At 68.3% G+C, this 16460-nt stretch carries 12 protein-coding genes and 1 pseudogene; 10 read left to right on the top strand and 3 right to left on the bottom strand.

All coding sequences use genetic code 11. From position 1 onward, the window contains the following. Positions 1-10: 10 nt before the first annotated feature. The 3 genes from I8N67_RS38670 to I8N67_RS38660 all read right to left on the bottom strand — a co-directional run bounded on the left by I8N67_RS38670 (position 11) and on the right by I8N67_RS38660 (position 3619). The gene (locus tag I8N67_RS38670) at positions 11-766 is read right to left on the bottom strand and encodes an ABC transporter ATP-binding protein (RefSeq protein WP_200308974.1); all 756 of its coding nucleotides are present in this window, start codon (positions 764-766) and stop codon (positions 11-13) included. Positions 767-773: 7 nt separating this feature from the next. Continuing rightward, a complete protein-coding gene (locus I8N67_RS38665) occupies positions 774-1508 on the bottom strand; it encodes an ABC transporter permease (protein WP_200308973.1) in 735 nt (244 codons plus the stop codon). An 806-nt stretch (positions 1509-2314) separates the two neighbouring features. Beyond that, positions 2315-3619: a cytochrome P450 gene (locus tag I8N67_RS38660; protein ID WP_234046972.1), complete on the bottom strand. Its 1305-nt coding sequence runs from the start codon at positions 3617-3619 to the stop codon at positions 2315-2317. A gap of 441 nt (positions 3620-4060) precedes the next feature. Here I8N67_RS38660 and I8N67_RS38655 point away from each other — a divergent pair, with 441 nt between their 5' ends. The 10 genes and pseudogenes from I8N67_RS38655 to I8N67_RS38610 form a co-directional block, all read left to right on the top strand. Then, positions 4061-5098 (top strand): polyprenyl synthetase family protein, encoded by a 1038-nt coding sequence (locus I8N67_RS38655; protein ID WP_234046971.1) that lies wholly within the window; start codon positions 4061-4063, stop codon positions 5096-5098. 318 nt (positions 5099-5416) lie between these two features. Further along, positions 5417-6571 carry a cytochrome P450 gene (locus tag I8N67_RS38650; protein WP_234046970.1) on the top strand — a complete coding sequence of 385 codons (1155 nt, stop codon included), beginning with the start codon at positions 5417-5419 and terminating at the stop codon, positions 6569-6571. Positions 6572-6581: 10 nt separating this feature from the next. Further along, on the top strand, positions 6582-7478 hold the full coding sequence (locus tag I8N67_RS38645; RefSeq protein ID WP_200308971.1) for a UbiA family prenyltransferase: 897 nt from the start codon (positions 6582-6584) through the stop codon (positions 7476-7478). A 14-nt stretch (positions 7479-7492) separates the two neighbouring features. Next, positions 7493-8323 carry an arylamine N-acetyltransferase family protein gene (locus I8N67_RS38640; protein WP_200308970.1) on the top strand — a complete coding sequence of 277 codons (831 nt, stop codon included), beginning with the start codon at positions 7493-7495 and terminating at the stop codon, positions 8321-8323. Beyond that, entirely contained in the window at positions 8323-10449 is a 2127-nt protein-coding gene (gene pabB, locus I8N67_RS38635) for an aminodeoxychorismate synthase component I (protein WP_200308969.1), read from the top strand. Before I8N67_RS38640 ends, pabB begins: the two co-directional genes overlap by 1 nt. After that, on the top strand, positions 10446-11285 hold the full coding sequence (locus I8N67_RS38630; protein ID WP_200308968.1) for an aminotransferase class IV: 840 nt from the start codon (positions 10446-10448) through the stop codon (positions 11283-11285). The genes pabB and I8N67_RS38630 overlap by 4 nt, the downstream gene beginning before the upstream one ends. 13 nt (positions 11286-11298) lie before the next feature. Then, positions 11299-12252: an AurF N-oxygenase family protein gene (locus I8N67_RS38625; RefSeq protein ID WP_200308967.1), complete on the top strand. Its 954-nt coding sequence runs from the start codon at positions 11299-11301 to the stop codon at positions 12250-12252. Positions 12253-12271: 19 nt separating this feature from the next. Next, positions 12272-13522: pseudogene (locus I8N67_RS38620) on the top strand (3-deoxy-7-phosphoheptulonate synthase class II); the annotation flags it as partial. Next, a complete protein-coding gene (locus tag I8N67_RS38615; protein ID WP_307835502.1) occupies positions 13508-14878 on the top strand; it encodes a cytochrome P450 family protein in 1371 nt (456 codons plus the stop codon). The pseudogene I8N67_RS38620 and the gene I8N67_RS38615, both read left to right, overlap by 15 nt. 98 nt (positions 14879-14976) lie before the next feature. Further along, positions 14977-16460: carbamoyltransferase N-terminal domain-containing protein (locus I8N67_RS38610; RefSeq protein ID WP_200308966.1), on the top strand; the 1484-nt coding region annotated here is incomplete at its 3' end.

Raw genomic sequence — 16460 nt, 5'->3', positions numbered from 1 at the left:
CTCATCGCTGTCAGCCACTTGTCCCTTGGGAATCCAGAGCGCCCAGCCATGTGAGCAATTGGGAGCGCAGTTCGACGAACTCGGGGTCGGTCATGTCCCGAGGGCGCGACAGGTCCACGCGGACCTCGCGGCTGATCACCCCGTCACGCATCACCACCACGCGGTCGGCGAGCAGGAGTGCCTCCTCGACGTCGTGCGTGACCAGCAGCACCGTGCACCCGTGCTTCTGCCAGAGCTGCGCGACCAGACGCTGAGCCTTTGCCCGCGTGAGGGCGTCGAGGGCACCGAACGGCTCGTCGAGCAGAAGGAGTTGAGGTTCACGGACCAGGGCGCGGGCCAGCGACACGCGCTGCGCCTCACCACCGGAGAGCGTCCTGGGCCATGCCTCGGCGTGCCGGGTCAGCCCGACTTCTTCGAGGTACGACTCGGCGAGCTGCCGGTCCGGCCGGCCGGGCAACCCGAGCACCACGTTGCGCCAGACCCGTTTCCAGGGCATCAGCCGGGGAGCCTGGAAGGCGACGGCCCGGCGTTCCGGCACCGCGACACTTCCCTCGAACTCCCGGTCCAGCCCGGCGAGGATCCGCAGCAGTGTGCTCTTGCCGCAGCCGCTGGCGCCGAGCATCACGACGAACTCTCCCGCCGACAGCTCCAGGTCCAGTTGGTCGAGCACGGCAAGGTCGTCGAAACGCCGGGTCAGACTGTGCACTTCGACATGCGTGGCCGACGGCGTCCGGTCGTCGGAGAGCGAGATCGGGGTTTCGGTCATGGCGACGTCACGCTCCTTCGAATGAGGTGTGCCATGACAACAACAGGCGCTCAAGTACGCGGACGATGCCGTCGCCGACCATTCCGAGGGACGCGTAGGTGGCCAGGCACATGACCAGCACGTCGGTGCGGAAGCTCTGCTGGGCCAGGGCCATCAGATGCCCGATGCCGGTGTCGGCGTTGAGCTGCTCGGCGAAGACCAGCGCGAGCCAGGCGGTGCCCAGGGACAGCCGCAGGCCGACCAGGGCTCCAGGCAGCGATCCCGGCAGAATCACGTGCCGGATCAGGCCGAGACGGTTCAGCCCCAGAATGCCGCCGGCTTCGATGAGCTGACTGTCGACGGCTCGTACGGCGCCGTAGAGGCTGAAATACAGCGGAAAGCCGACGCCCAGGGCGACCAGGGCGATCTTCGGGGTCTCCTCGATGCCGAACCACACGATGAAGAGCGGCACCAGACCGGCGAAGGGGATGGTGCGCAGCATGCCGATCGACGAGTCGACCAGGTCCTCCCCGAGGGGAAACAGGCCGGCGATCAGAGCGAGGGCGACCGCCGTCGTGGAGCCGAACAGGAAGCCGTACAGGACTCGGAGGACCGAAGTGCCGATCGCACTCGGCAACGCGCCGCTGCCGATCATCTCCCATCCGGCCCGGACGACGTCCACCGGGGACGACAGGACGGTGGTGGACACCATGCCGGTGACGCTGAGGACGTACCAGAGAACCACCGCAGCCACCGGACCCATCAGGCGCCGCAGAGACTTCGGTGGCGTCCAGCGCCGACTCGTCGGTACCGGACGGATGATGTCCAGGCCCCCGGGGTTGGCGGTGGCGAGGACGGAAATCTCTGATTTCTTGGACAGCTGATGATGTCGGGGCTCTTCGGGTAAGAGCCGACTGGTCGTCAGGGGGACCACCTCGCGAAATGTGGGCAGTATTTACCGAGTGACGACTTCTTGGTCGGAATCGTGTGTCCAGGCGGCACGGACATAGTCGTCGTTGCACGTGATGCGAATCGAAAGCATGAATTTGCTCGTCGCTCACACGGACAGTCAACTGGAGGTGAAAATGGTCTGGATGCTGAGCGAATTTTATTTCCACCCAGAGGGCTGGTGCTCCAGTGCATTCGGGTGCGGCGGTGGTTGTGGCTGAGTTCTCTCGGTGAAACACCGAGAGCTGCTCTTCGCAGCGCACCAGCAGCTCCACCTACAGGGATTCGCCGACGATCCGCACACGCCCTCGACGCCTCGGCAAGCGGCCCGCCCTCGCCGGTCAGCCGCAGGCCCCTCGCGCGGGTCCGTCGTACAGGCCCAAGCCCAGCACGGCGGCCCAGCAGGTACCGGGTGCCTTCACATCGCTCAGGGCGGCTTCGCACAGGTTGTGCCGCAGGACGTGATCCCGCCCGGCCCGTCGACTCCCTGGCCATAGCCCTGGCCTGCCCGGTCAACGGGCCGCGCGTCGCTCGTCCGCACCAGCCACAGCCTCAACGGCCGGCGGGAAATGGCCCGAGAGTACCGTCGGTACAAGCTCGTCGGCGTCCCTCACGCTGGCGTCAACGGCCTTCACCACTCTCCGCCACCACCGGATGCGGGACAGGGACGTCGGCTCGACCGACCCGTACCCGCAGCTCGGTCAGCGCCCGAAGCGGGAACACTGGCCGGTGACGTGGCACCTGCCCCGGTGCCAGAGTCAGATTCGGCATCCTGGCGGCGAGGGCCTGTATCGCGGTCTCCAGTTCCAGGCGGGCGAATCCGGCCCCGAGGCAGAAATGGATGCCGTGGCCGAACGCCAGATGCGAGGCAGACCCACTGCCTGGACTGAACCCGGCCGGACACGCGTGGGCGCGGCTGTCCCGGCCGGCCGCTCCGTACAGCAGAAGCAGTCGGCTCCCCGCGGCCAGGGGGACGTCGCCGACCACCACGTCATGGAGCGCGGTCCGATACATGCCCGCCAGCGGACTGTCGAACCGCAACCCCTCCTCGACAAGGTCCCGTGTGGAGATCGTCCCGTCGACCACCTTGGCCCAGCCGCCGGGCGACTGAAGCTGTTGGAAGAGGATCGTGCCGAGCGCCTCGGCACAGGTCATGTGCCCCGCGAAGATCAGTGTGGGGATCTGGACGGCGGCCTCGTCGGCGGTGAGCGTCTCGCCCGCCTTGCCGTCGTGGAGCAGTTCACTGATCAGGTCGTCCTGCGGTGAGGCGAGCCGCTCCTGCACGAGTGATCGGGAGAACGCACCGAAGTCCATCAGCCCGCGAGCGCATTCACGCACCCGGTCGGGATCGGTGTAGCGCTGCAGCATCATGAGTTCGATGCGCTGCTCGGACCACATGCGGCAGCGGTCGAGGTACTCGTCCGGGATGCCGAGACGCCGGCAGATCGCCTCAAGGGCGTACGGAACGGCGAAAGCCGTGATGAAGTCGAACTCCGCCTCGACCGCGACACGCTCGGCGAGATCGGTGGCGATCGCGCGCACCGTGGGTTCGAACGCCCTGACCCTGGCCGGCGTGAACCCGATGTTGAGTACCTCCCTGATCCTGGAGTGCTCGGGAGGATCGAGCGAGCCGACGGCCACGGCATCGGCACCGCGCCACGTGCGGAGCATCCGAGTCACGTCCCCGGGCAACTCGACCGTGGAGCGGGGGTTGTGGTCGCGCGCCGAGAAGTTCCGGTCGTCCCGTAGTACGGCAACCATGTCCTCGCGCCGGGCGACGCACCACGCGTCGAGCAAGGGGGCGTAGAACACCGACTCCGTCTCTTCGATGCCGGCCAGAAATGAATACGGGTCGTCGCGATGTGCGCCATACGGATCGAACAACCGGTGTTCATGTAATTGCCCAGAATCAACCGACATGGCCATTCCGCCTCTCAAGCATTCAGTGTCCGGTCGGGAGCGCGTCCGGAGGCACCCTCGTGGTCCGCGTGCCCGATCAGCGGCAACCTCGCGGACATGTCCGCGTCGGTAACGCCTGGCTTAATGGCCGGACTCGAATACAGCCTTGACACGGCCCGGCGGCTACCAATCCGCAGGGTAGTCTAATCGAGGTCTTACGCCGTCTTCTTTGGGGTTTTTCCTAAAGTCGAGGATGCTCACGCTGCGTCGTTGACACGCGCAGGAGAGGTCGTTCAGGATGGCGGTCGGAACAGTCACGCAAATTCTGCAGCACCACTCCGGGTTCGCCGGGACGATATTTGCGCAAAACATCCAGCACGGTGATTTTCGGTGGCGTAATTCGCGAACCCCATGCGCGTAGATATCTGACCCGGAATTGACAAGGCATGCGACCGGAGGAGAATCCCGATGAGCGCACTCGATACCTCGTCGACCGGGCTCCAAGCCTTCCTGCCACCGAGAATGGCGCAGTCCACGGTATCGCCCGTCATACGGCAACAGGTTTCCGCACTGGAGCCGACCCTGGCCCGGATCTGCTCCTACCATCTCGGCTTCATCGACGAACACGGTGACCCCGGCAGTGCGGAGGGCGGCAAGCTGACCCGCTCCGCCCTCATGATGGCGGCGGCTGCCGGAGTCGGCCTGCGGCCGGAGGACGTGCGGTGCCAGGCGGCGGCACTGGAGTTGCTGCACAACTCGACCCTGATCCACGACGACATCATCGACGGGGACGAACTGCGCCGCGGCCGCCCGGCCGCGTGGAAGGTGTTCGGCGCCGGTCTGGCCATCCTCGCCGGGGACGCGTTGCAGGCCCTTGGGCTGCAGCTGGTCGTCGACGACCCCGGCGCCGGCCGTGCGGAGATCTCCGGCGTGTTCGCCGAAGCCCTCCGTCTGGTTCTCTCGGGCCAGGCTCGCGAGTTCACCGTCCGCCTGGGGTCGGGCGACAGCATCGCGGAGTACGACCGGATCGTGGAGGAGAAGACGTCCGCGCTGCTGGTGTGCGCACTGGTGACGCCCGCCCTGCGGGCGGGCAAACCGGAGCACGTCCTGGCCGCCCTGCGCAGTGCGGGCAGGCATCTGGGCCTCGCTTTCCAGATCTTCAACGACGTCGAGGACATCTGGGGCGACCCCGCGGTGACCGGCAAGCCCGTCCGGAGCGACATCCTGCGGCGCAACCCGAGTTTTCCGGTGCTGGCAGCCTTGTCCGCGGGCGGCCCGGCCGGCGGGCGACTGGGCCGGCTGTGGCACGCCGACGGCACCACGGCGGCGTACTTGCAGGAGATGGCCGACCTCGTCGAGGAGTCCGGCGGTCGGCGCACGGCCGAGCAGCTGTCCCGCAGCCACCTGGACTCGGCTCTGGAGGACCTCGGACGAGCCGAGCTGTCCCCGGCCGCGTCCACCGAACTGACCGCGTTGTTCGACCGCATCGTCAACCGCACGCCATGACCCGTAACTCCCGACAGGGACGGTATCCGGAACGGATCACATGATCACGGCCAGCACCCACGACAACCAGGCCCCGCCCGTCGTCCGCGGCGAGTTCGAGCGCTGGGAGCATGACCACCACGCGACCACCCGGATTCCGGTCACCCTGCCGCCGGGCGATTCTGCGCCCGCCCCATGGGGGCCGGCCGGCGGGTCTGCCTTCCTCGTCGTTCCTCGACGGACTCCGGGGCGACGAGTTCCAGTACGTCGTGATCGTCCTCGACAAGGTGGTCCGAACCTCGATTCCGGCGGAGGCCGTCAGTGAGTACCCCAGCTCAATTGCCTTTCGAGCAGACGAACGTGCTGCAACTCGCGCCAGAGCTGCGCACGCTCCAATCCCGGGGCGCGGTCCATCGGGTTCGTACGGCCGAGGGCGACGAGGCGTGGCTGGTCACCGGTCATGCCTGGGTGAGGCAGTTGCTCGACGACGACCGGCTCGGCCGCTCCCATCCCGATCCGGAGGCCGCGGCGAAGGACAGCGGGTCGGCGCTTCTCGCCGGCCTGCTGGGCGACTTCGCCACCGACCACGCTCGGCTGCGTGCGCTGCTGGAGCCGCACTTCTCACCCGAGCGGATGCTGGCGCTGCGGCCCTACGTCGAACGACTGACCGGGCAACTCCTGGACCAACTGGCCGTACAGAAGCCGCCGGTGGACCTGCGCCAGGCTTTGGCGCTGTCTCTGCCGATCCAGGTGATGTGCGAGTGGCTGGGCGTGCCCCAGGAGGACAAGGAGCGGTTCGGCAGCTGGACCCAGGACGCCGCCAACGTCGGGGACCCGGTCAGGTCCAAGGAGGGGCTGGGCGAGTTGTTCGGCTATTGCCGACAACTGGTCGCCGACAAACGGCGGTATCCGGGCGATGACGCCATCTCCAAGATCTGCGCGACCGAGGGGATCAGCGACAACGAGGTCATCGGGCTGACGGCGTTGTTGCTGTTCGGCGGCTATGAGACCACGGTGGCCCGGATCGGCACCTGTGTGTCGCTGTTGCTGGCCAACCCCGAGCAGTGGCAGGCGTTGCTGCGCGACCCGGGTCTCGTCCCCGGCGCGGTCGAGGAAACCCTGCGGATGTCGATGCCGAACCCGCACAACGGAGGCATGCCCCGTTACGCGCTGACGGACTTCGAGATCGACGAGGTCACCATCCGGACCGGCGACTTCGTACTGCTGAACATCATCGCGGCCAACCACGACGAGACGGCCTTCGCCGACCCCGGCCGGGCCGATGTCACACGCGACACCACGGGCAGCCTCATGTTCGGCCACGGGGCGCACTACTGCGTCGGCGCGACGCTGGCCCGGATGCAGCTGCAGGTGGTGCTCACCCAGCTCGTCGCGCGCTTCCCGACCCTGCGTCTGGCGGTCGGGGTGGAGGACCTGAGACTGCGCCACAACACGCTGATCGGCGGGTTGATCCAACTTCCGGTGACATGGTGATCGGATCCTGATGCTGCACAAGATATCTACGGGCGTCGTCACGAAAAGCCCGGATTCGGTCCGCGCGTATCTCCTGTTGATGCGCCTGGACAGGCCTACGGGGTACGTGCTCTATCTGCTTCCGGGGCTGTGGGCCGTCGTCCTCGCCTCCGGGCAACGACCGGACCTGTCAGCGGTGGTGCTTGTCGCCGTCGCCGCGGTGCTGGTGCGCGGCGCGGCCTGCGCGGTCAACGACGTGGTCGACAGGGACGTCGACGCCCGAGTCGCCCGCACCGTGTCGCGTCCGGTCGCGTCGGGGCGGATCAGCGTACGGAACGCACTCCTGTTCGCCGCCGCGCAGGGCGTGGTCGCACTGCTGGTCCTGGCGGTGGCGCACGTGGAGACAGCCCTGGTCGCCCTGGCCTCGTACCCGCTGATCGTCGCGTACCCCTATATGAAGCGCGTCTTCTTCTGGCCCTCGGCGTTCCTGGCGTTGGTCATGAGCGTCTATGTGATGATCGGCTGGACGGCGGTGACCGGGAGCGCCGACTACCCGCTCGCGGTGCTCGGTCTGTACGCCTGTGGGGCCTTCTGGACCCTGATCCATGACGCGATCTACTCCCATCAGGACAAGGAGTACGACCGGAAGATCGGTGTCAAGTCCTCCGCCCTGCTGTTTGGCAAGGCCACCAAGGCGTGGCTGGCGCTCTTCGTCGTACTCAGCGTCGGCGGCGTGCTGTGGGCCGGTTCGCAGACGTCGATCGGGTGGGCGTTCTACCCGATCGTCGTGGTCGCGGGAGTCTTTCTGTCCTCTCTGGTCGTCCAAGTGGACCTGGATGATCCGACATCGTGCTGGGACACCTTCGTCGCCAACACCTACTTCGGCTGGATCATTCTCGCGGCCGTGGTCGCCGGGCAGTTCACATGAACGATGAGCCGCGTGTGACAGATTCGCTGTGGCAGGGGAGCGGCGTCGACCTGGACGCCTACCTGACCCGCGTGGGATACCAGGGCGACGTGGCCCCGGACCTCTCCACACTGCGGGGCCTGCACGCCGCCCACGTCGACGCGATCGCCTTCGACAACCTCGACGCGCTGCTCGGGCGCACGGCGGTGCCGCTGGACCTGGACAGCGTCCAGGAGAAGATCGTACGCAAGGGCCGCGGCGGCTGGTGCCTGGAACAGGTCGTGCTGATGGCGGCCGTGCTGGACCGCATCGGGTTCACGTTCACGGCGTTCGCCGGCAGGACGCGGATCCGCACCGGGAGCAAGTTCGGGCCGGCCCTGCACGTGGCCCTGTGCGTGGAGCTCGACGGCGAACGCTGGCTCCACGACGTGAGTTTCGGCGCGTACGGGCCGCACGTCCCCATCCGCCTTGCCGAGAACGCGCGGTTGGCGGGCGATTGGCCCTTTGACCTGGTGCGGGAATCGAATGGTGAACACGTGCTGCGGTTCCTGCGACCTGAGGGTCCGGCAGAGCTCTACGGGTTCACCACCGACGCGCGCTATCCGTCGGACTTCGAGCTCCTCAACCACTTCTGCCTGACTCACCCGCGCTCGCCGTTCAACCACCGGATGGTCCTCCAGCGCACACAGCCCGAAGTGAGGCACCTCCTCGCCGGCAGCACTCTCACGGAGATACGTCCTGGAGAGCCGGCGACCTTCCGGGAACTCGATGTGGACGAGCTGCTCTCCGCTCCCGGGGAGATCTTCGGGATCACCGTGGAACCGGGCGACGTCCAGGCACTCCGGAAATTCTTGGACGGTCCGTGATGCGTACCTTGTTGCTGGACAACTACGACTCGTACACCTTCAACCTGTACCAGTTGATCGCCGACATCAACGGCCAGGAGCCGGTCGTCATGGTCAACGACGATCCGAAGTTGTCCGGCCTGAGGCTGGAGGACTTCGACAACATCGTGGTCTCGCCCGGCCCCGGACGGCCGCAGAACCCCCGCGACGTCGGCCTTCTCGGCGACCTGCTGCGCCGCACCACGCTGCCCGTGCTGGGCGTCTGCTTCGGCCATCAGCTGATCGCGCACCTGGCCGGAGCCTCGGTGGTCGCCGCGCCCGAACCGAGGCACGGGCACCTGGCCAAGGTCTCACACGGGGGAGATCCGCTGTTCACCGGAGTTCCGCGTGAATTCGTCGCGGTTCGCTACCACTCGCTGTGCGTGGAGGAGCCCCTGCCCGAGGAACTCGTCGCCACCGCGTGGGCTGACGACGGTGTGCTCATGGGGCTGCGTCACCGCGATATGCCGCAGTGGGGCGTGCAGTTCCACCCCGAGTCGATCGCTTCCCAGTACGGGCGGGAGATCCTGCGGAACTTCGCCGAACTGACCCGCCGGACGCGGCACGGACAACGGCCGTCCGTCACCGCCGCCGTCACGGACTCCGTCACCGTCACCGACTCCGGCACCGCACTGTCCGACGACACACCCGCCGCGGTCGAGGGACTGGGAATCATCAGCGCGGCCGTGTCGACCGCTGCCGATTCCGAGGCCATTTTCCTCACGCTCTTCGACAACATCCCGTATTGCTTCTGGCTGGACAGCAGCAGGGTGGAGGAGGGCCTGTCCCGGTTCTCGTTCCTCGGCGACACATCGGGTCCGCTCAGCGAGGTCCTGACCTACCGCACCGGCAGCGGGACAGTGGAAGTGCGCGACGCCAACGGCGTCCGCCTCGTCACCGGCAGCGTGTTCGACCTCCTGGAGCAGCGGATGCGCGAACGGCGCGTTCCCGCCTCGGACCTGCCGTTCGACCTGACCGGCGGCTACGTCGGCTACTTCGGCTACGAACTGAAGGCCGAGTGCGGGGCCACGGCCCGCCACACCGCAGAAACGCCGGACGCCGTCTGGATGTTCGCCGACCGTGTCATCGCGGTCGACCATCAGGAGGGGCTGACCTACCTGGTGGCCGTCCACGACGAGCGGACCCGGTACGACGCGCAGGAGTGGGTGGAACGGACGTCCGCGCTCCTGACGGGCCTGCACCCGGCCCACGCCGAGCCGCCGCGCGAACCCGCCGCCGGCCCGCCCCCGAACGCCGAGGAATACCTCGGCCGCGACCGGAGCCAGTACCTGGCGGACATCGCGGAGAGCCGACGGCAGCTGAACCGGGGCGAGAGCTACGAGATCTGCCTGACCAACAAGCTGCACATGCCGTTCCACGACGACGGCACGTCCTTCTACCTGAGGCTGCGCCGGGCGAACCCGGCACCGTACGCCGCACTCCTACGCCTCGGCGACGTCACGGTCTTCTGCTCCTCGCCGGAGCGGTTCCTGCGCATCGAGCGGGACCGCACGGTCACCAGCAAGCCGATCAAGGGCACGGCCCCCCGTGACGCCGACCCGGTGCGCGACGCCGAACTGGCCGCCACCCTCGCATCGAGCGCCAAGACGCAGGCCGAGAACCTGATGATCGTCGACCTGTTACGCAATGACCTGGGCCGGGTGTGCGAGGTGGGCAGCATCGAGGTCGACCCGTACCTGGCCGTCGAGAGCTACGAGACCGTCCACCAACTGGTCTCCACCGTTCGTGGACGGCTCGACGACGGGGTCAGCGCGATCGACTGCGCCAGGCAGTGCTTCCCGGGCGGATCGATGACCGGGGCACCGAAGCTGCGCACCATGGAGATCATCGACCGCCTGGAGACGGAGGCCCGGGGTGTCTACTCCGGCGCCCTCGGCTACTTCGGCCTCTCCGGTGGCACGGACCTGAACATAGTGATCCGCACCGCGGTCCGCGTAGGTGACCGGTTGACCATCGGAGCCGGCGGGGCGATCGTGCTCGACTCCGACCCGCAGGAGGAGTACGAGGAGATGCTGCTCAAGGCGGCGGCGTCGCTCCGCGCCTGGCGTGCGCCGGAGGTGTCGGACGTGGGCGGCTCCCCACGATGAACACGGCGACGAGCACAACGACGGGCGCAGAGACCGCCCGGGGCGTCCGCCGGTGGTGGGACGCCGACGGCGGATGGTCGACGGCCGACGCCGGCGGGACGGTGCTGGTCATCGACTCCTGGTTCGTGGACGAGGGGCGGGTGCGGGGACTCGACCGGCACGCCGAACGCTTCGGTGCGGCCTGCGACCGGTTCTCCGGACCGGGAGCGGTACGGACGAACCGGTTCCTGCGGGCGGTCGCCGAGTCGTTGCCCGCGCGAGGCCGCTGGTTTCCTCGCGTCGAACTCGTGGAGACAGAGTCGGAAACGCGGCAGCGGTTGTGGCTGCGCCCCGCGCCACCGCGTACCGCGACCGTCCGGTTGTGGGCCGCGGCGGGCCCCGACCGTCGTCGGCTGCCGGCCGTCAAGGGCGCCGACCTGGACCACCTGGCTTCGCTGCGCGCCGCAGCCGCTGCGGCGGGAGCCGACGAGGCGCTGCTGGTCTCGGCGGAAGGGCATGTGGTCGAAGGGGCGTCCACGAGCATCGTCTGGTGGCGGGGCGACACACTGTGCGGGCCACCACCCGGCCCCGGCCTGCTCCCCGGGATCACCCGCGCCCTGCTCGGCGAGCTCGCCCGTACGGCGGGGCACCAGGTCGTCACCGAGCAGGCCACCGCGCCGGATCTCGCCGGTGTGCCCGTCTGGACGCTGAACGCCCTGCACGGCATCCGGCCGGTCACCGAGGGGCTGGGCCGGTTCCAGGACACGGACGCCGCTGCGGCCGAGCGCTGGCAGTCGCGCCTGGCCGAGCTCGCCGTTCCGGCCGACGCCCGCCTGATTCCCGTGGTGAACCCATGAAGGAGGTTTCCCGATGACCGCGGCACGTGAAGTGCCCGAGTACGAGCGCGACCTGCTGGCGCAGTTGACGCTCCGCTGGGGGAAGCGAGTGGCCGTCAAGAAGGACGAGCTCGACCTCGACGGTCACTTCGACGCGGCGCTGCCGGACTTCCCCGAGCACCTCGTCCCGGTGCTGGGCCTGCCGGGTGCCGACCGGCTCGACCGGGACGCCCGCGAGCGCATCCTGTCCGCGGCGTGGATCGCCTACAACGCCAAGACCGCGGCCATCGAGGACGAGATCATCCTGCCGGCCTGCCGGTTGATGCTGCAGGAACGGATTCCTGTCCGCCGCGACGACGTCGCCGTCGACGCGCTGCACCAGACGATCATCGACGAGCACTACCACATCCTGATGTGCCACAACGCCGTCGGCGTCACCCGCAGACGGCGCGGCCTGGAGGACGTGCGGTTCGCCCCGGGCGTCTGGTCGGTCGTCCAGGGACTGGAGGCGGTCCGCGTCGGACTGTCCGGGTTCGACCGCGACATCGTCGACATCGCGTTCTCCCTGGCCGCCGAGACGACGATCAGTGGCTTCCTCTCCACACTCGCCACCGCCCGGGAGATCCAGCCGATGAACCGGATCACCACCGATCTGCACCGGCGGGACGAGAGCGGACACGCGGTGGTGTTCCGCGAGTTGTGCGGCTCGCTCTACCGGAACCTGGACGCCGCACAGCAGCAGATGTTCCACGAGGCGCTCGTCACCGGGCTGGCCGCGTTCCGCTCCGCGGACCTGGAGCCCTGGGTGACCGTGGCGGCCCAGGGAGGCTTCGAGATCGACACCTCTCAGTTGCGCGAGTGCGCCGCGTCCCGTCCCGTGCCCCCGCGGGACACCGGACCGTTGCAGCTGCTGCTCGACGACCTGGGCATCAGCCACGACCTCGTCGAGAGGGTCCAGCGCCGGCCACCCCGTACCGCCCGGCCATGAGGAGCGGACGGAGGTCGTGATGACCCGCACCGGCGACGCCGCCGCGCACTGGCGGACACTCCTCGCCCACCAGCGGCCGGAGTGGCCCGGCCAGGCCGAGCTCGGCGATGTGTCGGATCACCTGGCGGCCTCGCCCCCGTTGGTCACGCCCCAGGAGTGCGACACGCTCACCGCACGACTCGCCCGGGCGGCGGAGGGCAAGGCGTTCCTGCTGCAGGGCGGCGACTGCGCCGAACGTTTCGACCGCCGTTCGACGCAGGCGGTCCACGGCAAACTGCGCCTCCTGCAACAGATGGCCTTGATCCTGACATACGCGTCGGCGGTGCCGGTGGTCAAGGTCGGCCGGATGGCCGGGCAGTACGCCAAGCCCCGGTCCCGGCCGACCGAGACCGTCGACGGGCGCACGCTTCCGGTCTACCGGGGCGACGCGGTGAACGGCATCGGCTTCAGCGAGGCCGAACGACGACCGGACCCGGCCCGGCTGCTTCGAATGTACGAGGCCTCGCGCCACACCCTGGACGTCATGCGCGCATACGCCCGCGGCGGTACCGACCCGCGCCGACCGCACAAGGAGAACGAGGACGCGCGCGGCGGCGATCCGTCGCGCACCACGGAGTTGTTCGCCAGCCACGAGGGACTGCTGCTCGACTACGAGGATGCGCTGACCCGCGCCCACCCGCGTTCCGGCCGAAGGTATGCGGGCAGCGGCCACATGCTGTGGATCGGAGACCGCACCAGACAGCTCGACGGCGCCCACGTCGCCTACTTCGCGACCATCGACAACCCGATCGCGGTGAAGCTGGGCCCCGCCGCCACGCCCGAGCAGGCGCTGTCCCTGATCGACCGCCTCGACCCCGACCGGCGGCCGGGCCGGCTGACCTTCATCGTGCGCATGGGTGCGCACCGTGTACGGCACCTGCTGCCGGAGCTCGTGGAGAAGGTCACGGCTTCCGGCGCGCCTGTGGTGTGGGTGTGCGACCCGATGCACGGCAACACCTTCGAGGCGCCCAGCGGGCACAAGACCAGACGGTTCGACGACATCCTCGCCGAGGTCGCCCGCTTCTTCGAGGTGCACAAGGCGCTGGGCACCCACGCCGGCGGACTCCACGTGGAGTTGACCGGCGAGGACGTGACCGAGTGCCTCGGCGGCGGCGCCGAACTGGGCTTCGACGACCTGCACCGCAGGTACGAGTCGGCGTGCGACCCGCGCCTCAACGGAGGCCAGGCGCTCGACCTGGCCTCCCTGGTCGCAGAGATGTTCAATCCAGGAGCAACCGGCGTCGTGGCGCCGGACGCGGCGGTGATACCGCGGTCCGGGACGCGAGGCTCAGCGATTCCCCCGCCCCGTTCGGCGCGTGAAACCAACAACATTTTCGAGGATGCGCCCATGGATCAGGATTCCACCCCGCTGGAACTCGACGACGCGTTCGTGCAGGACCCCTACTCGGTGTACGCGAAGCTCAGCGCCGAAGGCACGACGCACCGGGTGATGCTGCCCCCAGGAGTCCCCGTGTGCGGCGGGCAACCCGTCTGGCTCATCACCGGATACGAGACGGTGCGCTCCGCACTGGCGGATCCCCGGCTGAGCACCGATCTGAACAGGCTGGACGGGCTGTTCGCGCGGAACGAGCCGGACAGCAACAGGCGTGCCGGTTTCTCACCGGCCATCGCCAGCCACATGCTGAACTCCGACCCGCCGGACCACACCCGGATGCGCAAGCTCGTGAGCAAGGCATTCACCGGCCGCGCTGTAGAAAAGCTCCGGCCGGAGATCGAGCAGATCACCGGCGAGCTGATCGATGCCCTCTCGGACGACGACACTGTGGACCTGCTGGACGCCTTCGCGTTTCCGCTGCCGATCCGGGCGATCTGTCTGCTGCTGGGTGTGCCGATCGAGGAGCAGGAGAACTTCAAGTCCTGGTCCAAGGCGCTCGTCTCCGGAGACTCACCCGAAGCGGCCGCCGTCGCCACGACCGAGGTGGTCGAGTATCTCGGCGAACTCATCGAGCGTAAACGCCGCGTGCCCTCCGACGACATTCTCGCCGCCGTGGTCTCGGCACACGATGTCGACAACCAGCTGACCGAGGTCGAACTGGTCTCCACGGCCTATCTGTTGTTCGTCGCCGGTTTCGAGACCACTCTCAACGCCCTGGGCAACGGAACGCTTCACCTGATGCGGAACCTGGACCAATGGGAAGCACTGCGTGAGGACCGTTCCCTCCTTCCCGGCGCGGTCGAGGAATTCCTGCGGCTGGAGAGCCCGCTGAAGCACGCTTCCTTCCGGTCCGCGACGGAATCCCTGACCATTGGTGGCGTCGAGATCCCGGCCGGCGACTTCGTGCTGCTGGCGATCGCCTCCGCCAACCGTGATCCACGGCGTTTCGACGATCCGCATGCGCTGGACATCCGCAGGCCCACTGACGGCGGCCATCTGGCGTTCGGACACGGCATCCACCACTGCCTCGGGGCGCCGCTGGCCAGGGTGGAACTGCGGGCGGCGTTCGGCGCCCTGCTCGACGCGTTCCCCGCCATGCGGCTCGCGGCCGACCCCGAGGTCCTGCGGTGGCGTACCAGCACGATCATTCGCGGGCTCCACTCACTGCCGGTACGGCTGAACCACCGCTGATGGCGCGTGAATGAAATTCCTTTCCATGAATGAAATTCCTCTTGACGTGAATTCCGGGTTCCAGGCCGCCCTGCGGTCAGAAAGGTGTGGCTGACCACATGCTCATATGCGGGATCAAGGCATCGCACGACGGCGGGGTCGCCGTCATCGAAGACGGCCGCCTCCTCTTCAGTTACGAGATCGAGAAGCTGAACAACGGCGAACGCTACAGCTCCCTCGGAGATTTGGAACGCGTGACCGAGATCCTCGCCGCGGAGGGTCTGTCACCCGCCGACGTCGACCAGTTCGTGGTCGACGGCTGGTACACGAAGGACGCCGAGGGCGAGCCGGCCGTCAAGGTGAACGCCGGTGGTCTGCCGGTGTGGTTGCGGGTCGCACCGTACGTCGAGGGCCCCGGCGACGACGGGCCGCTGCGCCGCCGCACCTTCAGCGGCCATGGTTTCGACGACTACGCCGGCTACACCCACGTCGCCAACCATCTCATCGGCACCTACTGCGCAAGTCCGTTCGCCGCCAGGGGCGAGGACGCGTTCGTCGTGGTCTGGGACGGCATCATCACGCCGCGCCTCTACCAGGTGCGGGCCGCGACCCGTGAGGTGACCTTCGTCGAGGCCCTGATGCCCGTCTTCGGAAACAGCTTCGCGGCCTTCTGCTCGCGGTTCGAGCCGTACCTGCTCAACACCGACGACGTCACGTCGGACACGTACATCCGCCAACACCTCTCCGTCGCCGGGAAGGCCATGGCGTACGCGGCCAAGGGCCGGGTCGAGACCGGCGCCTTCGCCGTCCTCGACGACCTCATGGCAGAGTTCCGCGACCTCCCCGTGGACAAGGTGGGCATGCTGGGCGACAAGGTCGCCGCGAACCGGGACGAGCTGCTGCCGGGCCTGTCCAACGCGGACCTCATCGCCACCTATCAGGCGTACATCGGCCACAACCTGCTGGAGCGGCTCACCGCGGCGGTGCGAAGCCGCTTTCCGGACGGCGGCCACAACCTGGTGCTCGGCGGCGGCTGCGCGCTCAACATCAAGTGGAACACCGCGATTCGGGCCAGCGGAGTCTTCCAGGAGGTCTTCGTCCCGCCCTTCCCCAACGACGCGGGGGCGGCGATCGGAACAGCGGCCTGCGAGATGTTCCGGCGCGGCCGGACGGCGCTGGAGTGGGATGTCTACCGCGGACCGAGGATCACCACCGGCACCCTCCCCGACAGGTGGCGGGCAGAGCCCTGCGACGAACGGCAGTTGGCCGCCCTCCTGCACACCGAGGGCGAACCGGTGGTCGTCCTGTCCGGCCGGGCGGAGCTGGGCCCGCGCGCTCTGGGCAACCGGAGCATCCTGGCGCCCGCGACCGACACCCGGATGAAGGACCGGCTCAACGACATCAAGAACCGCGCCTCGTACCGGCCCGTCGCGCCCATCTGCCTGGAGGACCGCGCGCCGGAGGTGTTCGCCCCCGGCACGCCCGATCCCTACATGATCTTCGAGCACCGCATGCGGCCCGGTTGGGCCGAACGCGTCCCGGCGGTCGTTCACCTGGACGGCACCGCTCGGCTCCAGACCATCGCGTCGACCCAGGACACCGA

The organism is Streptomyces adelaidensis (assembly GCF_016598475.1).
In the GTDB taxonomy this organism is placed as follows: Bacteria; Actinomycetota; Actinomycetes; order Streptomycetales; family Streptomycetaceae; genus Streptomyces; species Streptomyces adelaidensis.
The sequence above is the reverse complement of the archived record's forward strand: the minus strand, read 5'-3'. Positions and strand labels throughout refer to the sequence as shown.